The following is a 23,988-nucleotide window of genomic DNA, read 5'->3' on the forward strand; positions in this document are numbered from 1 at the left end:
TTATCTAAAAATAATGCAATATTTTGTTTATTTTTTAATCACAACTTAACACTAATACTCCATTCAAATAGAGTCAAGAATCCAATACATCAATCTGACAAGCAGTATTTCTTGAGCAAATAAGAGCATTTATTTTTATAAAAAATTAAATATTTTCATGTAGATAATCAAAAATATAAAAAGCCACCCGAAGGTGGCTTTTTTATATCTATTTACTTCTGTTCATCTTGCTCTTGTTCAGGCAGATCTTTAACCGCTTCAGCAATCAGACCAAACATATAGTTACCATAGGCATTGGTCTTGTCGTAATGGAAACGCAATCTTGGCGTAATCCGTGTCTTGATACGACGACTCAACTCATGACGCAGGAAACCCGATGCTTTATTCAAGACATCCAAGGTTTCTTTATTTGCAGCTTCACTTTGGTCATCGCCCAGTTCACGGCCCATTACAGTGACATATACTTCAGCATATCCCATATCTGCACTGACTTTCACGGCTGAGATGGTCACCAGACCACCCAGACGTGGATCTTTAAGCTCCTGACGGATCAGCTCGGACAACTCACGCTGTACCGAATCCGCCATGCGCTTTAAGCGTTGGCTACCCGCCATTAAAGACTCCGTTTAATCAATTGAACATCATACACTTCGATCTTGTCTTGTGCCTTGATGTCTTTATAGCCTTTGACTGCAAGACCACATTCCATACCGGCACGAACTTCTTCAACCACTTCTTTATAGCGACGAAGAGATTCAAGCTCGCCCTGGAACACAACCACGTCATCACGCAATACGCGAATTGGCTTGTTACGGTGTAACACACCCTCAAGAACCATACAGCCTGCTGCTGCACCAAACTTGCTTGAGTGGAACACTTCACGCACTTCAGCAACACCCAGGATTGTCTCACGGTGTTCAGGTGCAAGCTTACCGCTCATTGCAGCTTTTACATCATCAATCAATTGATAGATGATGCTGTAGTAACGAATATCGATACCATCTTGGTCAGCTTTTTGACGTGCTGTATTATCCGCACGTACGTTGAAGCCTAACAATACTGCTTCTGAAGATTCAGCCAAAGTAACGTCTGATTCGGTGATTGCACCGACACCAGAACCGATTACACGGACTTTCACTTCATCAGTTGCAAGCTCATCAAGTGCAACATGCAATGCTTCCAAAGTACCGCGTACATCAGTTTTGAGTACCACGTTAACGGTTGGAACATCTTTCTTGCCCATTGACGCCATGATGTTTTCAAGACGCATTGAGCTTGCACGCTCAAGACGTTTTTGACGTTCACGGTCTGCACGAGCATCAGCAACTTCACGTGCTTTCTTCTCGTCATTCACCACAAGAACTTCATCACCCGCCATTGGCGCTTCTGGTAAACCTAAGATTTCTACAGGAATTGATGGACCTGCAGACGTGATACGTTGACCATTTTCGTCTGACATGGCACGTACACGACCATACGATGAACCAGCCAATACCAGGTCACCAATGTTCAATGTACCGTTTTGTACCAGGATCGAAGTGACTGCACCACGGCCTTTATCAACACGTGCTTCAATTACAACACCTTGTGCCGCACCTTCAGCAGAAGCTTTAAGCTCCATCAATTCAGATTGGATCAGGATCAGGTCAAGTAAACCATCGATACCTTCACCCGAATGTGCAGATACTTTCGCGATTGGAACATCACCGCCCCACTCTTCAGGCACGATACCTTTGGTGGTCAATTCGTTTAATACGCGATCTGGATCAGCTGATTCTTTATCCATTTTGTTGATTGCAACAATGATCGGCGTACCCGCAGCACGCGCATGGTCAATGGCTTCAGCTGTTTGTGGCATGACACCATCATCAGCAGCAACAACAAGGACCACGATATCAGTTGCTTTCGCACCACGTGCACGCATAGACGTAAACGCTGCGTGTCCCGGTGTATCTAGGAAAGTAATAATGCCTTTCTCAGTTTCAACATGGTAAGCACCAATGTGCTGAGTAATACCACCCGCTTCGCCCGCTGCCACTTTAGAGCGACGGATACGATCCAGTAATGAGGTTTTACCATGGTCAACGTGACCCATGATCGTCACCACTGGCGGACGAGTTGTTTGCTCACCACGTGCTTCTTCAGCTGCAACCAGTAAGTTATCTTCTGCTTGCGTATCAGAAACCAATACCGGGTTGTGACCCAATTCTTCAACCACAAGTACAGCAGTATCTTGATCAATCGCCTGGTTCTGAGTTACAAGCTCACCCATTTTCATAAGGGTCTTGATGACTTCACGAACTTTAACAGCCATTTTCTGTGCAAGATCAGCAACAATGATTTTCTCACCGATCTCGACATCATAAACCTGTTTCTTCACAGGCTTTTCAAAACCATGCTTGTTGGCTTGGCTGGTTTTCAAGCCACGCTTGTGATGGCTCTTGCTGAAGCTTTGCTCAGACTGAGCATCGCCACCACGACCGCCTTTCTTACCACCACGTGTATTTGCAGTCGCGCCACCGCGTTTGATTTCACGGTCTTCCTTGTTGAAGGAATCTTCATAAGCCTGACCAACAAGACCGGCAGCTAAAGGTGAATCATCAATTACACGAATGGTTGCAGTGGCATCATCATTTGAATATTTTGATGCCATCTGACGCATTTGCTCAAGCGTACGTTGCTGCGCTTCTTCAGCGGCTTTACGACGTACTGCTTCTTCAGTCGCTTTCAACTGAGCAGTTTGCTCTTCACGTGCTTTTTTCTGTTCTGGTGTTTCAGTCGGGCGAACCACTGGTGCTTTAATCACCTTGTCGCTATTACGCTTTTTCACCACAACCGCTGCTTTCGCAGTGTTTTGACCTGAACTATCAGAAGTATGCGCTGCACGCATGGCTTCTAATGTTGCATTGGCTTTTTGTTCAGCGCTATGACGAGCTTTTTGATCTGCTTCATCACGTACTTTTTGTTCAGCACGGACTTTCGCATCTGCTTCTACACGCGCTTTTGCTTCAGCTGCAAGTAATTCTGGATTTGGCTTGGCAAAAACCTGTTTCTTGCGAACTTCAACATTAATGCTTTTTGCTTTACCAGAAGTACTGGTAACTTTAGCAGTACTCGTTGTTTTACGTTTCAACGCAATCTTTCCTGTGTTACCACTTTCCTGACCATGTACTTTTTTCAAGTGATTGACCAAAGTATCTTGCTGTTCAGTGGTAATAATGTCATCTGCTTTACGCTGTGGTAAGCCTGCTTCGCGAACCTGTTCCAGGAGTTTCTCTACAGGACGTTCTACGCTGAGTGCTAACTCTTGAATCGACTTGTCCGTCATCTATTATCTCCTAGTTAAACCATGATTCACGTGCTTTCATGATTAATTGACCCGCTTTGTCATGACCTAAACCTTCGATATCAGAAATATCGTCAGTTGCCTGGTCTGCCAAATCATCAACAGTAACCACACCACGCGCCGCCAATGCATATGCAATCTCGGTTGTCATACCTTCCATACCGAGAAGTTCTGCACTTGGCTCTTGAATATTTTCTTGCTGTTTCAATGCATCCGTCAAAGCAGCTTCTTTCGCACGACTCTGTAGCAATTCAACCAAATCGGCTTCAAGCTCGATTTCGTCAAATGTTTCAGCCGGAACGTAAGCAATCTCTTCTAATGAAGTGAAGCCCATTTCAACCAATGCCATTGCCAGGTCTTCTTCAATATCAAGACGTGTAATAAACATGTCTAAATATTGCTGTGCTTCATTTTGCTGACGAGCACGATACTCTTCTTCTAACATCATGTCGAGTTTATAACCCGTCAATTCCGATGCTAAACGAACATTTTGCCCTTGCGAACCAATGGCACGCGCTAACTGATCATTGGTTGCGAAGATGATGTCCGCACTACGTGCATCTTCATCAAGGACAATACCTGATACATCAGCTGGCTCTAACGCACTGGCGATATATTGTGCCGGATCATCAGACCACACCACCACATCAATACGCTCACCGTTCAACTCTTGCTGTACCGCCTGGATACGTGTACCACGCATACCAATACATGCACCTACTGGGTCAATACGATGGTCATTGGTTTTCACTGCAATTTTAGCACGAACACCAGGCTGACGCGCTGCTGCTTTAATTTCGATGATTTCTTCAGAAATTTCTGGAATTTCTTTCTTCATCAAGGCAATCAGCATTTCAGGGCGTGCGCGAGACAATAATAATTGTGCACCACGGCCTTCACGGTTGACGTTGTACAAAATCGCATTGATACGCTGTTTAGGACGTAAAATTTCTTTGTGAATGGTTTCTTCACGCGCCAAGTAAGCTTCAGCGTTGTCACCCAGATCAATGATAAAGCCATCTTTGGTTTGCTTTTTCACTTCACCGTAAATCAACTCACCGACTTTCGATTCATAGGCATCCGCAACCAATGCGCGCTCTGCTTCACGAATCTTCTGTACGATTACTTGCTTAGCGATTTGCGCAGCAATACGACCGAACTCGATTGATTCAACTTCAAGTTCACGCACATCACCGATTGACCATTTCGCAGGGTCTACATCAGAAATTGCGTCCTGGCATGCTGGCATTTCATGATCTTCATCCGCAACTACCGTCCATTGACGGAAGGTACGGTAATCACCAGTTTTACGATCAATCTCAACACGAAGTTGAGCTTCTTCAGAATGTGTGCCTTCGTAAAACTTTTTCTTCGTTGCCGCAACAAGTGCTTGCTCTAACGCTTGGAAGATCGCTTCACGACTAACACCTTTTTCATTACTAACCGTTTCTGCAACGGTAAGAATTTCGCGGCCCATAAGTCACCTACCGATTTCTTATAAAATTAAGTTAATATTAGTCTTGATAGATTAAATTTGCTTTATCAATATTATTACTATCAATTTCAAGCACATGATTACCTTCAACTTCAACCTGAATCAGTTCATTTTCCAAGTCTACAGAAAGTAATTTCGCCTGAAATTTGCGACGGTTCTCGACAGCAGCAATTAATCGTAAAGCCACTTGTTGCCCGATATAGGCAGGTAATTGATTAAGTTGGAAAAATGGACGATCCCAACCTGGTGATGACACCTCTAAAGCATACTCACCGGAAATTGGATCATGGACATCAAGCATTGCACCCACTTGTTGTGTTACCAGAACACAATCCTGAACGCCAATACCACGCCCGAGTTCAACTTCACCATCTTCATTGAGGACAGGTTCAGCACTCTCATCTACCGCTTTATCGATATAAATACGTAGTAAAGAACGCTTACCTTGTGGCAGGAATTCAATCCCCCACAGATCTACACCACACGCAGCTACAGCTGGCGCAATAAGATCATGCAATGCTTGTGATTTATTTGATAATTTCATGTACTCTCGTCGCTCTTATACGAGCCAATCAATCTTAACCGTATAGTGAAGCACGACTATTTGACCAATTGATGTCGAACAACTACACGATAGCTAAACAACCAATAAAAAAGGGCGTAAATCGCCCCTATGTTACACAGAAAAGCTTAGCCCACTGTGCAAAAAGGCCCACCTTATTGTGAGCCTCTTTTTAGAAACTTGGTAGCGGGAGCTGGATTTGAACCAACGACCTTCGGGTTATGAGCCCGACGAGCTACCAGACTGCTCCATCCCGCATCAACGTGCAAAAATTATATACAAATATGAAAAAAAGTCAATCTAAGTTTTCTTCATATCCGTCTGATTAAGTTGCACCTTAATCAAATGGTAGCGGGAGCTGGATTTGAACCAACGACCTTCGGGTTATGAGCCCGACGAGCTACCAGACTGCTCCATCCCGCAACAACACAAACACTGCATACACCGAACTTAACTGGTTATTAAGTTTGGTGCGGAAGGGGGGACTTGAACCCCCACGCCCGAAAGCACTACCACCTCAAGGTAGCGTGTCTACCAATTCCACCACCACCGCAGTTTGTGGGACGCATTCTATTCCTTTCAATACAAAAAGGAAAGTCCTAAATCGACTTATTCAGCCGTTTTAGGTGCATTTGATGAAGTTTCAGGCGATGTTGCCGGCGCAGATGTTGTCGTTTGAACAGATTTCAAACTATAGGCATCTGTGGTTTGTTTCTTGGCAAACACAGCGAGTGTCAAACTGGTGACAAAAAACAGTGCAGTAAAAATCGCGGTCAGACGAGTTAAAAAGTTGCCTGCGCCTGACGCACCAAATACGGTTGCAGCACCGCCACCACCAAAGGATGCGCCTGCTTCTGCACCTTTACCTTGTTGTACCAGCACCAAAGCAATAATCAAAATTGCCAGAATGATGTGGACAACGAGTATAAAACTATACATCTCTCTTCCTCGTTATTTGCTTTGCGCAAATGCTTTTGCGATTTGGTAAAAAGATTGTGCATTTAAAGACGCACCGCCTACCAAAGCACCATTAATATCTGGACATGCCGCCAATTCGACCGCATTTTCAGCTTTCACACTACCACCGTACAAGATCGCGGTCGTGGCACCAAATGCCGTAATCTGCTTTAAGCCTTCACGGATTTTTGCATGCATCGCCTGAGCATCTGCGGGTGACGCGGTTTTACCCGTCCCGATAGCCCAGATCGGTTCATACGCTACCACAATATTTTGCCATTGTTCAGCTTTTACCACCGCTGCAATGTCACAAATCTGTTGTAATACCACCTGCTCTGCTGAACCCTGCTCACGCTGTTCCAGAGTTTCACCGACACAATAAATCACGGTTAAACCTGCACTCAAGGCATTTTGCAGCTTGGCTTTTAATATTTCGACATTGTCACCGAATAACTCACGGCGCTCAGAATGTCCAATCAATACATATTCAATCTGGCTGTCTTTTAACAGTTCCGCACTGACTTCACCTGTGTAGGCACCCGTGCCAGCTACACGCGAAAGATCCTGAGCCACGGTATATACGGCTCTGGCTGCATCTTTTAACTGAGCCTGAACTCCAGTCAGGGCAATGCTGGTTGGTGCGACACCAATATGGCATTGTTCAGCAGCAATATTGTCCTGCTGTAATAACTGCTTAAATTCTTCTATTAGTTGGAAAGCATTCGCATGCATTGGATTCATCTTCCAATTGCCAACAACCCAAGGGGTAATGGTCGAATTCGACATCCTTCGCCCGCCTACTGTTAATTTTCAAAAATGCTGCATATTTTACACGGATTTTTATAAAATTCAGTTTTTTTCTATTGTTTAGATCTAAATCAATTTAAAATTTATCTTCACCTCAGCCTGGTTACTGTTTATACGCTAGTAGCTTGTTATATTTATTTAAAAACAACAGGCTGGTGGTGGGCAAAAGTATCGGATCAGTTTAGAAATGAACGTATTAGATAAAATTAATTTGTAAAAAAACTCGATCAGTTCAAAGTTTAACGATGAACCAAGGCAAAAACGACACTTTAGCTAGTGGCATTTTTGCCTAACAAAAGTATAATTTTTAGGATACATATTATAAACATTTATTGTCATAAGGCGGACAGATGTCAGGATTACATACGTCTCCAAAGTTTTCGGGGTTTATTCGACGGTTAGTTGAAGACAGTCATCTGTCTGCAACAACCATGCAAACAGCGATTGATACAGCTAAAAAAGCACGACAAGATATCGTCGCACATTTAATTGAACATCATCGTTTATCACCACTCACCATTGCTGAAACCATTGCAGCCGAGTTTGGTGAGCCGCTATTTGATCTGGCAGTCTACGATACCGCCCTGTTACCGCGTGATCTGGCTGACAACAAACTGATTCAGAAACACAGAGTCGCGCCCCTGCTGCAGCGGGGTCAGATTTTATACGTTGCGACCAGCAATCCAACCAATATTGAAGCGCTGGATGCCATTCGCTTTAACACCAAGCTCAATATCGAACCGATTATTGTTGAGCACACCAAACTCGAAAAACTGATTGAACAGCAATTTGGCGATTCAGGCAGTTTCGACTTTGGAGAGAGTGAAGATTTTGATTTAGATATCGACGTAAACCAAGATCCAAACCAAGAAGAAGAGGATGCACCACAAGGCGACGAATCCCCGATTGTTAAATATATCAACAAGCTCCTCATTGATGCGATTCGTATGGGTGCATCTGATTTACATTTTGAGCCTTATGAAAAGATGTATCGGGTGCGTTACCGTGTAGATGGAGTACTGCGTCAAATTGCCACGCCGCCCTTACAAATGGCAACCCGTCTCGCCTCCCGTTTAAAGGTCATGTCGCAAATGGACATTTCAGAAAAACGGATGCCTCAAGATGGCCGTATTAAATTAAAGCTATCCAAAACCAAAGCCATCGACTTCCGTGTCAACTCACTACCTACGCTGTTTGGCGAGAAGCTGGTGCTACGTATTCTTGATCCATCCAGTGCCATGCTCGGGATTGAAGCGCTGGGTTACGAGGACGAGCAAAAAGCCTTATTTATGGAAGCGCTGGATAAGCCTCAAGGCATGCTGCTGATTACCGGCCCAACCGGTTCTGGTAAAACCGTGTCTTTGTATACCGGTTTGAATATCCTCAATACTGAAGACACCAACATTTCTACTGCCGAAGATCCGGTCGAAATCAATCTGGAAGGCATTAATCAGGTCAACGTCAATCCTAAAACCGGACTGACCTTCTCTGCTGCATTGAAAGCATTCTTACGTCAGGATCCAGACATCATCATGGTCGGTGAGATCCGGGATCTGGAAACCGCAGAAATTGCCATTAAAGCCGCACAAACCGGTCATATGGTGATGTCGACACTGCATACCAACAGTGCCCCTGAAACCTTGACCCGTTTGCGCAATATGGGCGTGCCGTCCTTCAACATTGCCACTTCGGTCAATCTGGTGATTGCACAACGTCTGGCACGTCGCTTATGCTCGCAATGTAAGGCACCGATTGATATTCCAAAACAGAGCCTGTTAGAGCTTGGCTTTACTGAACAGGATATGGCCGACCCCGATTTCAGGATTTTTCAACCGGTGGGCTGTGCCGAATGTCGTGAAGGTTATAAAGGCCGTGTCGGCGTCTATGAAGTCATGAAAGTTACGCCAGAAATTTCCAGAATTATTATGGAAGACGGCAATGCGTTACAGATTGCAGCGGCATCCGAACAAGCAGGTTTTAATAATTTACGCCGTTCAGGTTTAAAAAAAGTGATGCAAGGAATTACCTCTTTGCAAGAAATTAACCGCGTAACAAGTGAATAAAATCAATAAAAAGGATTAATAATCATGGCAGCTAAAAAAGCGCAAATGATGCCAACTTTTGCTTATGAAGGGGTTGACCGGAAAGGGGCAAAAATTAAAGGGGAATTACCGGCACGTAATATGGCTTTGGCGAAAGTCACCTTACGTAAACAAGGGGTCACCATTAAGAATATTCGAGAAAAACGCAAGAATATTCTTGAAGGCCTGATGAAGAAAAAAGTGACCACGCTGGATATCACCATTTTCACCCGTCAATTGGCCACCATGATGAAAGCAGGTGTACCACTGGTACAGGGCTTTGAAATCGTGGCCGAAGGCTTGGAAAATCCCTCTATGCGTGAAGTGGTGTTGGGGATCAAAGGCGAAGTTGAAGGCGGTAATACTTTTGCTGGCGCCTTAAAAAAATACCCGCAATATTTTGATAATCTGTTCTGCTCGCTGGTGGAATCTGGTGAACAATCAGGTGCACTCGAAACCATGTTAGACCGCGTTGCGATCTATAAAGAGAAAAGTGAACTGCTCAAACAGAAAATTAAAAAGGCCATGAAATACCCGGCTACGGTGATTGTGGTGGCTGTGATTGTGACCATTATTCTGATGGTGAAAGTGGTACCCGTATTCCAGGACCTGTTCAATTCTTTTGGCGCAGACCTTCCGGCCTTCACCAAAATGGTGGTGAACATGTCCAAATGGATGCAAGAGTATTGGTTTATCCTGATTATCGTGATTGGTGCCATTATTGCTGCCTTTCTGGAAGCGAAAAAGCGCAGCAAGAAATTCCGCGATCTGCTCGATAAAATGGCTTTGAAAGCGCCTATTTTTGGCGATCTGGTTTATAAAGCCATTATTGCGCGCTATAGCCGTACCTTAGCCACGACGTTTGCTGCAGGTGTCCCACTGATTGATGCATTAGAATCAACGGCGGGAGCAACCAATAACGTGATTTATGAAGAAGCGGTCATGAAAATTCGCGAAGATGTTGCGACAGGTCAGCAACTGCAGTTCGCCATGCGTGTTTCGAACCGCTTCCCTTCAATGGCCATTCAAATGGTCGCGATTGGTGAAGAATCAGGTGCCTTAGACAGTATGCTGGATAAGGTTGCCACCCATTATGAAAATGAAGTCGACAATGCCGTAGATGGTTTAACCTCTATGATGGAACCGCTAATCATGGCTATACTGGGTATTTTAGTCGGTGGCTTGGTTGTTGCCATGTATCTACCGATCTTCCAAATGGGTTCTGTGGTTGGGTAATCTGGGGTTTAAATGCAATCGTTACTTTCTTATTTTATCGAAAACCCGACTGCACTGTATCTTGCAGTTGGGCTTTTGAGTTTATGTATCGGCAGTTTCTTAAATGTTGTCATCTTCCGCACACCCAAGATGATGGAACAAGAGTGGCAGCAGGAATGCCAGATGCTCCTGCATCCTGAACAGCCGATAATTGACCAAAGCAAACTGACACTGAGTCAACCCGCTTCGACTTGTCCCAAGTGTGACGCTCCTATTCGCTGGTACCAGAATATTCCTGTGATTAGCTGGTTAGCGCTGCGGGGTAAATGTGGCAGCTGCCAGAATCCGATCAGTATCCGTTATCCGCTGATTGAACTATTGACCATGCTGTGCTCGCTGGTGGTCGTTGCGGTCTATGGCCCAACCCTACAAATGCTCTTCGGTTTAGTGTTGACCTGGGTTTTGATCACTCTGACTTTTATTGATTTTGATACCCAATTGCTACCCGATCGCTTTACCCTTCCCCTCGCTGCCTTAGGTTTAGGAATTAATAGTTATGCCATTTATACCTCAGCCAGTCTGGCGATCTGGGGTTATATCATTGGCTTCCTGTGTCTCTGGATCGTGTACTATATTTACAAATTACTCAAAGATAAAGAAGGCATGGGCCATGGCGACTTTAAACTGTTAGCCGCCTTAGGTGCATGGATGGGACCAATGCTGCTGCCTTTAATCGTGCTACTCTCTTCAATGGTCGGTGCGATTATTGGTATTATTCTGCTGAAAATGCGTGGTGAAAATCAGCCATTTGCATTTGGTCCTTATATTGCAATTGCAGGCTGGATCGCCTTTTTATGGGGTGATCAAATCATGAAAGTTTATTTAGGTGGTTAATATGGGTTTTATCTTGGGGATTACAGGCGGTATTGGTAGTGGGAAATCAGCTGCGACCCAATGGTTTGAATCTCAAGGTATTAGCGTAGTCGATGCCGATATCGTGGCCAGAGAAGTGGTTGAGCCAGGCCAGCCTGCATTACAGGCAATACAGCAAGCCTTTGGCGACTGGGTCTTATTGGAAGACGGCAATTTAAATCGCAGAGCACTACGTGAGCATATTTTCCAGTTTCCGGAAGCCCGTCAAACGCTGGAAAAAATCACCCACCCCGCCATTCGCCAGTCCATCATCCAGCAATTACAACAGGCTGAAAGTCCTTATGTAATTTTGGTTTCACCCTTACTTTTTGAAACCAATCAGCATCAACTCACACACCATACCTTACTGGTGGATGCTGATGAACAAACCCAGCTACAACGGGCCAGTCAACGTGATGGACAAAGCGAAGAACAGATCCGTAAAATCATTGCGGCACAAATGCCCCGTGCACAAAAACAACAGCTTGCCAATGATATTGTCGTCAATGATGGTTTATTAGAACATCTGCATCAGCAACTGAAACCATTGCACTTGAGTTATTTACAACGTGCAGAACACGCCTTCTAACCTTGTTTCTGCCGGGCTAATTGTGCAGCCAGACTATCTTTACGCAACCAGCGCCATGGCTGCAATGCACCGATTCCCATCCCGATCAGGCCACACACAATCGCAGCATTCAACGGCTCATTGAGTAAAGGCACGGCAATAAGCGCAGCAATGAAGGGGGCCAAGGTGACAATACTGCCTGTTTTAAATGCCCCTAATCGCTCAATGGCTGCCACATAAGTCAGGGTTGCCACAATCACAACCAGCACACCATGAAAAAGCCCCTGAATCAATAAATGTACAGGCGTTGCTTCATGGAAATGCTTGGGAATAAATAGAAGATAAATAGGGAGATAGATAATTGCAGACCAGATCACCACACCTGCGGTTGCGTGCCAGGCTGAGAGCTTCCACTGTTTCAGCAAAACCGTGAAAATCCCCCACCAGATTGCACTGACAAATAGAAGTAGATCCCCGACACCTAATCCTGAGGCTTGATCATGCAGCATCAAATAGCTCATCAGCAGCAATGCACTCATCATGATGATCAGACTGGCCCAAGTATGCTTATCAAAAGGCTGTCTAAACAAGATATAGGCAGCGACGGCGGTACACAGCGGAATACAGCCATTCAGGAAAATGGCTGCATGGGCAGCGGGTGCATGTAAAAAGGCGCTATACACCGTAAGGCAATATACGAGTCCGCCAATCAGCGCCAAAATCACGGGTCGCGGATTCCATAAAAAAGCGAGATCTTTTTTATAGATCAAAACTGGCAATAAAATCAGGGAAGCAATGGCAAAACGCATGGCCACCAGATCCCAGACACTGACATGCCAATGTGCGTTGAGGCGGGAAAAAATGGTAAATCCGCCCCAGATACACATGGTGATCAGAACAAAGAAATAGCCTTGCGTACGAGCAGTCATCTGGGCTTACATAGAACAATATGAGCTTAAATTATACACCACGTTGACGGCAGGCTTCATACAATGCCATACCTGTTGCCACGCTGACATTTAAACTTTGCAAGTCACCCGCCATCGGGATATACACGGTATGATCACATTGTGACTGGGTAATCGGTCTTAAACCGGTATCTTCAGCACCCATCACAATCACCACAGGACCTTTAAAATCACACTGATGAATCGGTAATGCTTTTTCATCCAGCATGGTCCCAATTACACGGGTATGCGTGCTGTCTTTCAGATGTGCCAAAGTTCTTGCCAGATTGGTCACTTGAATAAACTTAACTTTCTCGGCCCCACCCGCGGCAACCTTACGTGCTGTCGGTGTCAGACTAGCTGAACGGTCACGTGGCACAATCACTGCCTGCACCCCCATCGCTGCCGCGGTACGGATACACGCGCCAAGATTGTGCGGGTCAGTCACCTGATCAAGCGCCAGTAACAACGCATCTGGAGACTGCTGCATGAGTTCATCCAGATCTTTTTCATTCAAGGTCGGATGTGGGCGCACCGCAGCAACCACCCCTTGATGGAAGGGTAAACCTGCCAGTTTTTCCAGACTGTCGCGACTGGCTTTTTGAATACTGATCCCGAAAGGTTCGGCCAGTTGCAAGATCTTTTGCAAACGCTGGTCATCTCGACCTTTTAATGTAAATAAAGTCAAAACGCGTTCAGGCTCTAACTCCAACAATGACTCTACCGAATGAACGCCATAATAATATTCAGGTTTTGCCATGAACGACCTCGTTTAGCACGTTCTCTTTTGTATAAAAAAGAGTGTTAGGAATATTGAAAAATAAGAATCCTGCAAAGTGACTTTACAGGTGAGGAGCGATTATAGCTCCGCAAGATTACCTAATAAAAAAATCCTGCAAAATGACTTTACAGGATTTCTATTGGCTCTAGTGTACTCGATTTAGAAAGGAATAGGTTAGCCTTCTAAATGACAGACATAGTCGAGGACATCGTCTGCTTCAATCAGGAAGGTACTATTGCCAGGGACATAGAATGATTGCCCTGCACGGAATAATTCACTTTCTGTACTATCTGCGATTTTTACACGACATTCGCCAGAAATAATTTCCATACGCTCTGGCACGTGTGTTTCAAAAGTTAAAGGCTGTTCAGTGGGTAAAATTACACCTAAAGTCTTTTTTGTACCATCTTCAAATTGTACGGTGTGACTAATACATGCCCCGCCAAAATACACATTCGATTTCTTAATGACCGTTACATGATCAAACTGCACTGAACTCATGCGTACTCTCCAAATAATGCCGCATTTATATTAGGTTATGCTGGACGTAGTTTAATTGTGCCGTGACAACTAATCAATCCATTTTCTGGGCTAAACATAGCAATTTTCATACCTGAGCGAAGATAAGCAAAGTGAAACTTTGCCTGAGCGCAAGACGAACAGCTGTGCTGTGAGTGAAGGAAGGTAAAGCAACGCTTTGTCTGGGCGCAAGTCGAGCAGCTATGCTGTGAGTGGCGAAGATAAGCAAAGTGAAACTTTGCCTGAGCGCAAGACCTTGCGCCATATATGGCTCATATGCTACGAGTGGCGAGGAACAGCAAACATTAATAATATTTACCTGAGCATAAGTCCTTGCATCATATATAACTCATATACTGTACATAGCGTCGGACAAACAAATTGGATCTGCTCAACGCAAAACCTGAGCTCCCCCGCTATAAATGTTGAAGAAAAAGCCAAGAGGTCAAACACATCACAAAATAACCCTCTATCCGCACAGTAAATCAGGAAATTCCACCATTCAACTCTTGTAGCAACTTTAAAACTTCTCTATCTTTAAGCAAAAGATTCTGTGCATTGGATGCGTTTATGCTCACCCATTTAACTTTAATTAATTTTGCACTCGCCGACCATTTGGCTTTAGATATTGAACAAGGCTTCAATGTGCTGACTGGTGAAACTGGCGCGGGCAAATCATTATTGTTAGATGCGCTATCTGCATGTCTGGGTGAACGTACCGATACCAACTATGTCCGCTATGGCGCTGACAAAGCCGATGTGACTGCTGTATTTAGCTATCAGGCAGAGAGTGCCGAAGCACAATGGCTCGCCGAACATGAACTAGATGATGATTCAGGTGAAATCCATTTAAGACGTGTGATTTTTGCCACCGGTCGTAGTAAGGCCTGGATCAATGGTCGTCCCAGCAGTTTAGCCGAACTCAAGGAAATCGGCCGTTTACTGGTGCAACTTTATAGTCAGCACAGTCAGCAACAGTTATTAGAGCCACCTTATCCAAAACGCTGGCTAGACCGTTATCACAATTTTGCTGAACCCTCGAATGCTGTTCGTGAAGCCTATAGTACTTGGCAAAAGAATATCCGCCAGCATCAAGCAGCGTTGGATGCACAGGCAACACGCATTCAGAAAATACAAAATCTCGAATCCCAGATTGAAGAACTCGAAGACGTGGTTCAAACCGATTATCGGGATATTGAACAGGAGTTTGATCGACTCAGCCATCATGAACATATCATGCAGGACTGTAGCTATAGCCTGAATGTGTTAGATGAAGCGGAACAGAATATTACCCAGGAAGTGGCATCGATCATTCGTCGCCTAGAATCTCATGCGGGTCGTAGTGAACAGCTCGCCAATATCTATAATGCTTTGTTAAATGCCCAAAGTGAAATCGATGATGCTACGGCAAGCCTGCGTCAGTTTATTGACCGTCAAAGCTTCGATCCAGAGCGGATGGAACAACTGAATGCGACGTTGGAGGTATTCCATCGTCTGGCCCGCAAGCATCGCACCCAACCCGAATTACTCAAGCAGGAATATGAAAGCTGGCAACAGGAATTAGAACAGCTACATCAGTTGGAAGATCCAGAAACACTGGCGGAACAGGTTGAAGTCTCCTATCAGGACTTTATGCAAAAAGCCCGGCATTTAGATGAGATTCGTCGTGCAGCAGCGATTCCCTTAGCGAAACAGCTCACCGAACAGGTCAAACCATTGGCGCTGCCTGAAGCACACTTCGAGTTTAAGTTTGAACCCTTAGAACCTGCCAATGCAGAAGGCTTAAGCTTTATTCAGCTGTTATTTACTGCCAATAAAGGCATTCCGCCACAACCACTGGCGCGTGTAGCATCCGGAGGTGAGTTGTCACGTATTGCCCTAGTCATGCAAGTCATGAATGCAGAAAAAACAGATGCTGAAGTGCTGGTATTTGATGAAATTGATGTCGGGATCAGTGGGGGTACGGCTGAAGTGGTGGGACGCTTACTGGCGGATCTCGCCCAGCATGTCCAATTATTATGTATCACCCATCAGGCTCAGGTTGCAGCACAGTCGGACCAACATCTGCTGGTGAAGAAACAACAAACCGATCCAGCCAGCAGTACCATTATCGAACTGGGCGAAGAGCAACGTATTTTAGAGCTGGCGCGCATGTCGGGCGGCGTTGAAATTAGTGAGACCACTTTGCAACATGCCAGACAGTTACGACAGCTAAAATTTCAGTCGGCCTGAGCCAAGGCATAAAATATGAGAAAATAATTGGCGAAATCCGATTAACTCTTGTATGTTGATAAAAAGAACCTATATAGATAGATCAGCACCATACATTGAGGGAGAACCGCCTAGGTGACGAAACAATATCTAACTCACCGTTGTCTCATCGCCCCACCTGACATGGCCGATGACTTCTTTGCCAATACGGTCATTTACGTAGCTCGCCATGACGAAGATGGCGCTCAAGGTATTATCATCAATCGCCCTTCTGAATTACAGATCAAAGAATTGCTCAATGATTTAGAAATTGATGCCGATAATGTGCATCCGCATGCGGTATTACAAGGTGGTCCATTACGCCCGGAAGCTGGTTTTGTGTTACATACCGGTCAACCGACATGGCATTCGTCTATTGCGGTGGGCGAAAACGTCTGCATTACCACCAGTAAGGATATTCTGGACGCCATCGCGCATAATGAAGGGGTGGGTCGCTATCAGATTGCCCTGGGTTATGCCAGCTGGAGCAAAAACCAGCTTGAAGAGGAAATTACCCGCGGTGACTGGCTGATCTGTGAGTCGGATATGGATCTGATTTTCAATCTGCCTTATGGCGACCGTTGGGATGCAGCCTACAAGAAAATTGGGGTAGACCGCACCTGGTTTGCATCCGAGATTGGTCATGCCTGATATGCAAACAGCTCAATCGATTATGGCCTTTGATTTTGGTACGCAGAAAATGGGGATGGCGATTGGACAATCCACAATTGAAAGTAGCAATCCCCTGCCCTTATTTGTCATGAAAGATGGTATTCCAGACTGGGATAAACTGTTAAAGATCGTCAAGGAATGGCAACCGACCTTATTTTTGGTGGGCTTACCGCTGAATATGGATGACTCTGAATCTGAATTGTCGGCACGTGCACGGAAATTCGCCCGTCGTTTACGCCATCAAACCAATATTCAAACCTGGATGGTAGATGAACGTCTGACCACACGTGAAGCCAGAGAAGAACTCGAATCTTATCAAAGCAAAGGTCAGGCCAAGCGTTTATCTGCGGATAGCTTTGCCGCTGCATTATTAATTCAAAGCTGGTATCGCGATCCTGCCGGGATTACCCCTTAGCAAAAACCATCATTTTTATCATTAAGCGGCGTTCCATGCCGCTTTTTGTTGTCTCATTCTTGAATGAATTAGACCACTTGGGAACCGTATGGATTATTTTTCAATAATTCTCACAGTCGCGGTACGCCCCGACACAAAGGCCAATGGATTATGCGGCTGTTCATCCAGTACAATTTTTACCGGTACACGCTGCGCCAGACGCACCCAGCTAAAGGTCGGATTCACATTCGCCAATAAATTTGAACTACCAGAACGCTCACGGTCTTCAATCCCTGAGGCAATCCCCTGCACATGACCACGAATCTGTTGACGATCACCCATCAGTTGTACCGTTGCAGCATCACCGACATGAATACGGTTGAGTTTGGTTTCTTCAAAATAACCGACCACATAAAGTTGTTGACGATCTAACAATGCTGCCACGGCTTGCCCAACTTTGACGTAGTTACCGACACGTAAATCAAAGTTCGATAACGTTCCATCCGCTGGTGCAACCACTTCAGAACGATGCAAATTCAACTGGGCCAAATGCAGCGTGCTATTGGCCACCTCAATCAAGGCTTGTTGTTGCTGGATCGCAGCATTGGCTTGTTCGATATTGGCAGTCAGTTGTTCTTTTTCTGCAATCGCTTGATCACGTGTCGCAAAGACTTGATCCTGTTCTTGCTTGGAAATGGCACCATCCATCAAGCTGGCATAACGCGCAGCATTTTTCTCCGCCAGTTTCATATTGGCTTCAGTTTTGACCAGACTGGCTTTTGCTCCTGCCAGATTGGCATGTGCCTGCGCCAAACCGGCTTTGGCTTTGGCTAAATCCGATTTGGCCTGTTCCACATCCAGCGCCTGACGTGCCACATCAATTTTAAATAGCACCTGACCTTTTTTCACGCTCTGGTTGTCCTGCACCAGCACTTCGGTGACCAACCCATTGACATCGGAGGCCACCTGAATCACATCACCACGAATACGGCCATCCCGTGTCCACGGTGCAGCATTGTAGTAATTCCATAAATGCACCACCGTATATACTGCGATCAGGACCGCCACAAGTAATACAATTGGACGTATGACTTTTCTCACATCAAATGCATTCATGTTCATTACCTTTACCATTTATCTTTAAATCATTAAATTTCATAGATGCGTTATTCAAAACACTTAAGCCCAGAACCATACAAATAACCCGTGCACCAGCAGCAAGAGTCCCAAGTAAAAGCACAAATTAAAAATACTCGGCAGTGCAATCCAACCCTTACTGATCAGCCGATCAAGCCATGGACCTGCAAGCTTAAACAACACATAGGCAATAATGGCCTGTACCAAAAGAATCGGAATATAAATGCCATAAAGATTAAGTTCACCCATGAGATATACCTAAGCCATACATGTCTGAATAGCGCTGTTCTGTGGAAATATGCCCAATGCTTTCGCAGATATTATTCAGCGAAATCAGTAGTCGTTGACGTAATTGAGCATCTTCAATCTGTGGAGCAATATGCTGCAAACGCGCGATTTTCTGCACGATCTCTGCTGGAAAATGATGAATCGACAGTTGCTTCTCTTGGGCCTGAAAATACGCGGTCAGTTGTTGCTGTAACCCATTCACTTCTTGTTGCAGTTCTGCCAGTTGCGGCAATTTCTGGCTAATTTCCTGTAAACGCACCAGATCCACAATCGAGCTACTTTCCACCAAAGCATTTTGAATTGCTGTTTTAATTTCTGGATTTTGTACCATCTTGGTATTCAATACACCGACACGATCCAGCATGCTGCGTAAATGAATCTTGAAGTCACTGCCATAAGACAGATGTAATGCCTGTCGCATGGCCTGATAATGCAAAGCCAGAATCCGTGTCGCACTGGTATCAGGAGAAACCGCACGTACCAGATCAATCACAATTAGCGACACCATCACCCCTAGGACCATGGCGAAGGAACTGTCCAGATAGGACACGGCATCCATGGTGTACTGATTATGCAAGTTCAAACCCATCATGGTGTTAATGCCCAGTACCATACCGATTGGCATCAGCATCTGGTTTGCCATCATGGTCACGGCCACCAGAAACACCGGAAACAATACCAGCGCCAACTGCCAGAAGTGAGTGACGTGCGGGAAGATACCAAAGGCGTATAAAAATACGAGTCCTGCCGAAACGATACTGCCCCAGATAAAGATGCGGAGTACTGGCACCGGATTATCCAGAGCGGTCAGGATACAGGCCGTGATGGCACCCATTTGCGCCATCATGAAGCCGGCTTTCCAGCCTGATAAAATCCAGGCACCGGTAACAATAAACGTGATCAGCACGGCACTAATGCCGCCACGAATCGCAATACCATGATCGCGGTGCAAACTCGGATATTTGGTAGTGATCGAGGTAATTTCAGCGGGTATGTCTTTTTTGCCCTGCTGGATCTGTTGCCAGATCAGTTTTACCGCCAGCATATTGGCAATAAAATGACGCACATCCATTTTCAAGGCTGCCAGTACAATTTGCTGTTCAGGCGTTGCAATCGACATCAACTCAGCAAAGTCCTGTTCAAAACTTTCAGGCAATGTTTGTAAATCTGCTGGTGTTAAACCCCGTTCCTGTTTTAGAAAGGTCAAGGTATCCTGACGAAGCCGATCTAAATGTGGGGTCAGACTGGTCAATTGCATTTGCCCGAGCTGTTTCACCCGTTGTGACAAAGCCACCAGATTCGCTACCACCAAAGACACCTGATGCAGCATTTCCTGCAAGGGTTTGGTCATGCCATTGAGCTCACCTTTTTCATAAGCCAGATGCACGGCCAAGGCATGAATATCAGAAGCATCACGGGTAATGACCGATAAAACCTGGGTGTAGTTTTCTGGTTCTTTCTGAGCGGTAATTAAACGCTCAAAGGTATTTTCCAGATCATTCAGGGTTTTATTGACACGCTGCTTGATCATGGCCCCGACATGGACCGGAAAAAAGGTGGCGGAGACCACGGCGGTGGCCACCACCCCAATAGAAATTTCCAGCACCCGAGCCATGGCAATATCAAAAATATTATAGGTATCGATATACGTAATCGCGTTATACACAATCATTGCCGTGGAATACCCCGCCAGCATGAACACATAACTGCGCGGCGTGCGGTCAAGTAACGACACATACAAGGCAAAACCAACCCATAAAGACAGGATAATGGTGAATAGCCACGGCGTATTAATAAAATGCGGTGTCAGCAATAAGGCAATGATTGCCCCCGCAACGGTTCCCACTAAACGATACACACATTTGGAAGACACCATCCCTGAATAAGGATTGGCAATAATCAGCACGGTACCAATCGACCACATCGGATTGATCAGGTCCAGTTCAAACGAGATAAACAATGCCAGCATACCTGCTACAAATGTTTTGCACGCAAAGATGATGTCGAGTCGACTCGGTCTAAAAGCCAACAACTGTTTAAATAGCATGAACATGTCTCAATTCAGAGTCAGTTTGATCCTCATCACATCAATAAATAGGTGACGACTTGTCCAGACTGATCTGAAGAATTCAAATCAGGGCAATTGATAGGAATAAAACTGGGTATTGGGAGTGATTTACAATGCTTGCGTCTGGGATTTTTAGAGAGATTTCCCTAAAAATAATTATCCAAATAAGACATTGTGCTGCTAATTTTTTCAAAACAAAGCGAATTAGTCAACATAAATTATCACTATTTGATAATTTTTAATTTTAATCTAAAATAATGACGCTGATATTTCAGAATTTTCTCAACAACGGCCTCTATTGCCTGATCGAAGCTGAGCAAATTTAAAATCCCATACCCCACTTAAGCCTTTTCTGTTATAAAGCAATAAAAGTTCGGTTTTCACGTTATTTGGCAAGGAGTAGACAACGCATCATGGCAATTTCGAGTTTTGGTAAAATTCTCACCGTACTGGATTTATTTTCAGTTTCACGTCCGATTATCAATGTCGATATCATTTGTGATGAGCTTGGTCTTTCTAAACCTACCGCCTATCGTTATTTAAAAGAACTGGTCTCTGCCGATATACTCAAGCGTATTAGTGGTACCTCGGGTGACTATACCCTTGGTTCTAAAATTGCGGTACTTGACTATATTTCGCATAGTACAGATCCTCTGGTTCAGATCAGCATTCCGTTTATGCGCGATATTGTGGAACGCACCGAATTGTGTTGTTTACTCACCTATTTAAATCATGATTACTGTATCGATCTGCATCATGAGACCTTTAAAGATGCAGAACTACTGTCTTTTGGTCGAGGTTGTCCACGTCCGGTGTATATTGGCGCTTCACCTAAAATCGTGATCGCTCATTTATCCAAGCAACGAATTCAGGCCTATTATCAGCAGTTTTCAAAAGAATTGGCACAAGTCGGATTTGCGCAGACCCAAGAAGAGTTCATTCAACATATGCGCAAAATCAAGAAACAAGGCTTCTATTTATCTCAAGGTGAAATTGATCCTCAACTGTGTAGTTTGTCGGTACCTATCCGTTTCTCCAGTAAAGAAGCACCGATTGCACTGACTCTGGTGGCTTCAAAGAACCGTTTTGACTTCATCAACATCCAAAAGCTGATTGAAATTTTGCAAAATAATGCCCATCAGATTGAACATAAATTTGTAAGCTTGTCTGAGAGCCAAGGCCAGCCCGTTTGAGAATATTAAAAAACTTTTACATTTTACACGGTTGTAAATAGCAACAAATTCTCATATGATGATTATGTTCTTCAGCATACTCTCCCAAAAGAGCATGACTTTCCTCAGAGAACTAAGCTCATCGTTGTTATGGGCTTTTTTCTTGCCTCGCCATCCATCAAGCAATAAAAAAGCCCTCTCAATCGAAGGCTTTTTGGTATTCAACTAGGGCTTAGGGCTGTTTTAAATACGGCCACGCAGCTTTCATGTAAATAAACATCGACCATAAGGTTAAAATGACAGCAGCATAGAGCAAGGCATAGGCCCAGATCTCCAAAGGTTTCCAGTTCAACAGGAATACGCTAATCGCAATCATTTGAAAGGCGGTTTTGTATTTTCCGACCGTTGAAACCGCAACACTGGTACGCGCACCAAGTTCCGCCATCCATTCACGTAAGGCAGATACGGTAATCTCCCGCGAAATAATCACGATCGCAGCAAAGGCCATAGAAATGGTCGGTTGCCATTGCACCAGAACGATCAGAGCCGCTGCAACCATTAACTTGTCAGCAACCGGATCCAGAAAGCGTCCAAAGGCCGAGGTCTGATTCAGGGTTCGTGCCAGATAGCCATCAAACCAGTCGGTTATAGCTGCCAGAACAAAGATCGCTGTCAGTACCATATGACGCACCATGCCCCCATGATGCTCAGCAATTCCAATTGCTGGTGGCCAGTAAGCAATCACCAGAAACACGGGAATCAGGGCAATACGTGCCAAGGTTAAGATATTAGGAATGTTCAGGATTTGCCCTGTGCTCATAAACACCGCCATGTTGTTCGCATCAAATGCAGTTTGCACAAAGGATGTGCTGAGATTGTATTCATGTGTAGGCAACTTTATACGAAATGCACCGCAGTGTCGACTAGGCAAAAACCGCAACTGTTTGTCTAAGCACCGCAATTAAACGGTTTTCACGGTTCCACAGATAAGCATATTCGGTGGAATAACCATGTTCTGCATACTCGGTCACAACTTTATACTTAAACCAGTCTTGCACCTGCTCCGCCACCGGATGTAAATAGGTAATCTGCCAAGATAAAGAACTTGCCGGTGCAGGTATTTTAAACATCGGCAACACCCCCGGCGGCCACACGTCCATCAAGGCAAACAGATCAGGGAGCTGCATGGCACGATTCTGATGCAAATCGGGTGAAAAACGGCTCCATCCACCAAAATCAGGCACTTTACTGCCAGCCATTGGATAACTGCCTTCAGCCCAGCACAGTTCAAAATGCTGTAAACATTCAGGCATTAAGCCTTCAATATAAAAGGTTTTATCGAGTTGCTCTGGCGTCGGATAAGCAGGCACCTGTGGCAAGTTTTCAACATGAATCCGGGACTCACGCGCTGAACCAAAGCTGGCGATCAAGATCGTTTGTACAGCCTCGTTCTGCCATAACCTCACTTCCAGCGTAGTCACCGACTTGCCTTCACGTAAGACTTCCGCGGTAATATTGGCCTGTCCTTGCTGTACCGGGCCCACAAACGTGATATTACAGCTCAGCAGTTGCTTTGCTGCATCTTGTACAATACTTAAAGCTTTCTGGATCAGAATGCCTGCGACCAGTCCTCCAAACACGGTACGGCCTTGTAGCCAGCCTGACGGGATATCAATCCACTGTTGTTGTTCAACCTGCTGATAGAGCGGAAGCAATGACATCATTTTTCCTTCATGTTCAAAACGTCCTATCTTTGAACGTTTTTCATATTTTGTGAATGATCATTGGTACAGTCTGAACAGGACGATTAAGTCAAT

The 23,988-nt window shown here is 44.9% G+C and carries 22 protein-coding genes and 3 tRNA genes; 8 read left to right on the forward strand and 17 right to left on the reverse strand.

Annotated features, from left to right (window positions below; translation table 11 throughout):
* Positions 1 to 212: 212 nt before the first annotated feature.
* The 9 genes from MSG93_RS10650 to tpiA all read right to left on the reverse strand — a co-directional run bounded on the left by MSG93_RS10650 (position 213) and on the right by tpiA (position 7,146).
* Positions 213 to 614 (reverse strand): ribosome-binding factor A, encoded by a 402-nt coding sequence (locus tag MSG93_RS10650; protein ID WP_004774100.1) that lies wholly within the window; start codon positions 612 to 614, stop codon positions 213 to 215.
* Positions 614 to 3,328, reverse strand: a complete 2,715-nt coding sequence (gene infB, locus MSG93_RS10655; protein ID WP_005226452.1) for a translation initiation factor IF-2 — start codon at positions 3,326 to 3,328, stop codon at positions 614 to 616. Before infB ends, MSG93_RS10650 begins: the two co-directional genes overlap by 1 nt.
* Before the next feature lie 10 nt (positions 3,329 to 3,338).
* Positions 3,339 to 4,823: a transcription termination factor NusA gene (gene nusA / locus MSG93_RS10660; RefSeq protein WP_004774096.1), complete on the reverse strand. Its 1,485-nt coding sequence runs from the start codon at positions 4,821 to 4,823 to the stop codon at positions 3,339 to 3,341.
* A gap of 37 nt (positions 4,824 to 4,860) precedes the next feature.
* Positions 4,861 to 5,385, reverse strand: coding sequence for a ribosome maturation factor RimP (rimP, locus tag MSG93_RS10665; protein WP_032875420.1), 525 nt, complete (start codon positions 5,383 to 5,385; stop codon positions 4,861 to 4,863).
* Between the two features lie 199 nt (positions 5,386 to 5,584).
* Positions 5,585 to 5,661 (reverse strand) — tRNA-Met (locus MSG93_RS10670).
* Positions 5,662 to 5,749: 88 nt separating this feature from the next.
* Positions 5,750 to 5,826, reverse strand: a tRNA-Met gene (locus MSG93_RS10675).
* A gap of 45 nt (positions 5,827 to 5,871) precedes the next feature.
* A tRNA-Leu gene (locus MSG93_RS10680) sits at positions 5,872 to 5,956 on the reverse strand.
* 56 nt (positions 5,957 to 6,012) lie between these two features.
* Positions 6,013 to 6,342, reverse strand: coding sequence for a preprotein translocase subunit SecG (gene secG, locus MSG93_RS10685; protein ID WP_005226447.1), 330 nt, complete (start codon positions 6,340 to 6,342; stop codon positions 6,013 to 6,015).
* Positions 6,343 to 6,354: 12 nt separating this feature from the next.
* A complete protein-coding gene (tpiA, locus tag MSG93_RS10690) occupies positions 6,355 to 7,146 on the reverse strand; it encodes a triose-phosphate isomerase (protein WP_324621804.1) in 792 nt (263 codons plus the stop codon).
* 371 nt (positions 7,147 to 7,517) lie between these two features.
* Between tpiA and pilB the strand changes: the two genes are divergently transcribed.
* Genes pilB through coaE form a run of 4 tightly spaced genes read left to right on the forward strand, consistent with a single transcriptional unit; the run spans position 7,518 to position 11,964 of the window.
* Positions 7,518 to 9,230 carry a type IV-A pilus assembly ATPase PilB gene (gene pilB / locus MSG93_RS10695; RefSeq protein ID WP_005280880.1) on the forward strand — a complete coding sequence of 571 codons (1,713 nt, stop codon included), beginning with the start codon at positions 7,518 to 7,520 and terminating at the stop codon, positions 9,228 to 9,230.
* 24 nt (positions 9,231 to 9,254) lie between these two features.
* Positions 9,255 to 10,484, forward strand: coding sequence for a type II secretion system F family protein (locus MSG93_RS10700; protein ID WP_324621805.1), 1,230 nt, complete (start codon positions 9,255 to 9,257; stop codon positions 10,482 to 10,484).
* A 12-nt stretch (positions 10,485 to 10,496) separates the two neighbouring features.
* Positions 10,497 to 11,357, forward strand: a complete 861-nt coding sequence (locus tag MSG93_RS10705; RefSeq protein WP_324621806.1) for an A24 family peptidase — start codon at positions 10,497 to 10,499, stop codon at positions 11,355 to 11,357.
* A 1-nt stretch (position 11,358) separates the two neighbouring features.
* Positions 11,359 to 11,964 (forward strand): dephospho-CoA kinase, encoded by a 606-nt coding sequence (gene coaE / locus MSG93_RS10710; RefSeq protein ID WP_324621808.1) that lies wholly within the window; start codon positions 11,359 to 11,361, stop codon positions 11,962 to 11,964.
* On the opposite strand, the gene MSG93_RS10715 is transcribed toward coaE, so the two are convergent.
* The 3 genes from MSG93_RS10715 to MSG93_RS10725 form a co-directional block, all read right to left on the reverse strand.
* Positions 11,961 to 12,872 carry a DMT family transporter gene (locus MSG93_RS10715; protein WP_324621810.1) on the reverse strand — a complete coding sequence of 304 codons (912 nt, stop codon included), beginning with the start codon at positions 12,870 to 12,872 and terminating at the stop codon, positions 11,961 to 11,963. The genes coaE and MSG93_RS10715 overlap by 4 nt on opposite strands.
* A gap of 31 nt (positions 12,873 to 12,903) precedes the next feature.
* Positions 12,904 to 13,650: a 23S rRNA (guanosine(2251)-2'-O)-methyltransferase RlmB gene (rlmB, locus tag MSG93_RS10720; RefSeq protein ID WP_005280893.1), complete on the reverse strand. Its 747-nt coding sequence runs from the start codon at positions 13,648 to 13,650 to the stop codon at positions 12,904 to 12,906.
* Between the two features lie 195 nt (positions 13,651 to 13,845).
* Positions 13,846 to 14,172, reverse strand: coding sequence for a pyrimidine/purine nucleoside phosphorylase (locus MSG93_RS10725; RefSeq protein ID WP_004774082.1), 327 nt, complete (start codon positions 14,170 to 14,172; stop codon positions 13,846 to 13,848).
* Between the two features lie 588 nt (positions 14,173 to 14,760).
* Between MSG93_RS10725 and recN the strand changes: the two genes are divergently transcribed.
* The 3 genes from recN (at position 14,761) to ruvX (ending at position 17,527) form a co-directional block, all read left to right on the forward strand.
* Positions 14,761 to 16,422: a DNA repair protein RecN gene (recN, locus tag MSG93_RS10730; protein ID WP_324621811.1), complete on the forward strand. Its 1,662-nt coding sequence runs from the start codon at positions 14,761 to 14,763 to the stop codon at positions 16,420 to 16,422.
* Between the two features lie 114 nt (positions 16,423 to 16,536).
* Positions 16,537 to 17,091 carry a YqgE/AlgH family protein gene (locus MSG93_RS10735; protein ID WP_004774079.1) on the forward strand — a complete coding sequence of 185 codons (555 nt, stop codon included), beginning with the start codon at positions 16,537 to 16,539 and terminating at the stop codon, positions 17,089 to 17,091.
* Complete coding sequence (gene ruvX, locus MSG93_RS10740) at positions 17,084 to 17,527, forward strand: Holliday junction resolvase RuvX (RefSeq protein ID WP_324621812.1); 444 nt, start codon at positions 17,084 to 17,086, stop codon at positions 17,525 to 17,527. The genes MSG93_RS10735 and ruvX overlap by 8 nt, the downstream gene beginning before the upstream one ends.
* 93 nt (positions 17,528 to 17,620) lie before the next feature.
* On the opposite strand, the gene MSG93_RS10745 is transcribed toward ruvX, so the two are convergent.
* The 3 genes from MSG93_RS10745 to MSG93_RS10755 all read right to left on the reverse strand — a co-directional run bounded on the left by MSG93_RS10745 (position 17,621) and on the right by MSG93_RS10755 (position 20,978).
* Positions 17,621 to 18,622, reverse strand: a complete 1,002-nt coding sequence (locus MSG93_RS10745; RefSeq protein ID WP_005280899.1) for an HlyD family secretion protein — start codon at positions 18,620 to 18,622, stop codon at positions 17,621 to 17,623.
* A 63-nt stretch (positions 18,623 to 18,685) separates the two neighbouring features.
* Entirely contained in the window at positions 18,686 to 18,892 is a 207-nt protein-coding gene (locus MSG93_RS10750; RefSeq protein WP_005226435.1) for a DUF1656 domain-containing protein, read from the reverse strand.
* The gene (locus tag MSG93_RS10755) at positions 18,885 to 20,978 is read right to left on the reverse strand and encodes an FUSC family protein (RefSeq protein WP_324621814.1); all 2,094 of its coding nucleotides are present in this window, start codon (positions 20,976 to 20,978) and stop codon (positions 18,885 to 18,887) included. The genes MSG93_RS10750 and MSG93_RS10755 overlap by 8 nt, the downstream gene beginning before the upstream one ends.
* Positions 20,979 to 21,412: 434 nt before the next feature.
* Between MSG93_RS10755 and MSG93_RS10760 the strand changes: the two genes are divergently transcribed.
* A complete protein-coding gene (locus tag MSG93_RS10760; protein WP_005226431.1) occupies positions 21,413 to 22,192 on the forward strand; it encodes an IclR family transcriptional regulator in 780 nt (259 codons plus the stop codon).
* A 211-nt stretch (positions 22,193 to 22,403) separates the two neighbouring features.
* Here the strand turns inward: MSG93_RS10760 and pgsA are convergent, their stop codons facing one another.
* Positions 22,404 to 22,991: a CDP-diacylglycerol--glycerol-3-phosphate 3-phosphatidyltransferase gene (gene pgsA / locus MSG93_RS10765; protein WP_104021904.1), complete on the reverse strand. Its 588-nt coding sequence runs from the start codon at positions 22,989 to 22,991 to the stop codon at positions 22,404 to 22,406.
* 103 nt (positions 22,992 to 23,094) lie between these two features.
* A complete protein-coding gene (locus MSG93_RS10770) occupies positions 23,095 to 23,892 on the reverse strand; it encodes a thioesterase family protein (protein ID WP_199974277.1) in 798 nt (265 codons plus the stop codon).
* Positions 23,893 to 23,988: the final 96 nt, after the last annotated feature.

The organism is Acinetobacter sp. IK40, from assembly GCF_035615075.1.
Lineage (GTDB): Bacteria > Pseudomonadota > Gammaproteobacteria > Pseudomonadales > Moraxellaceae > Acinetobacter > Acinetobacter courvalinii.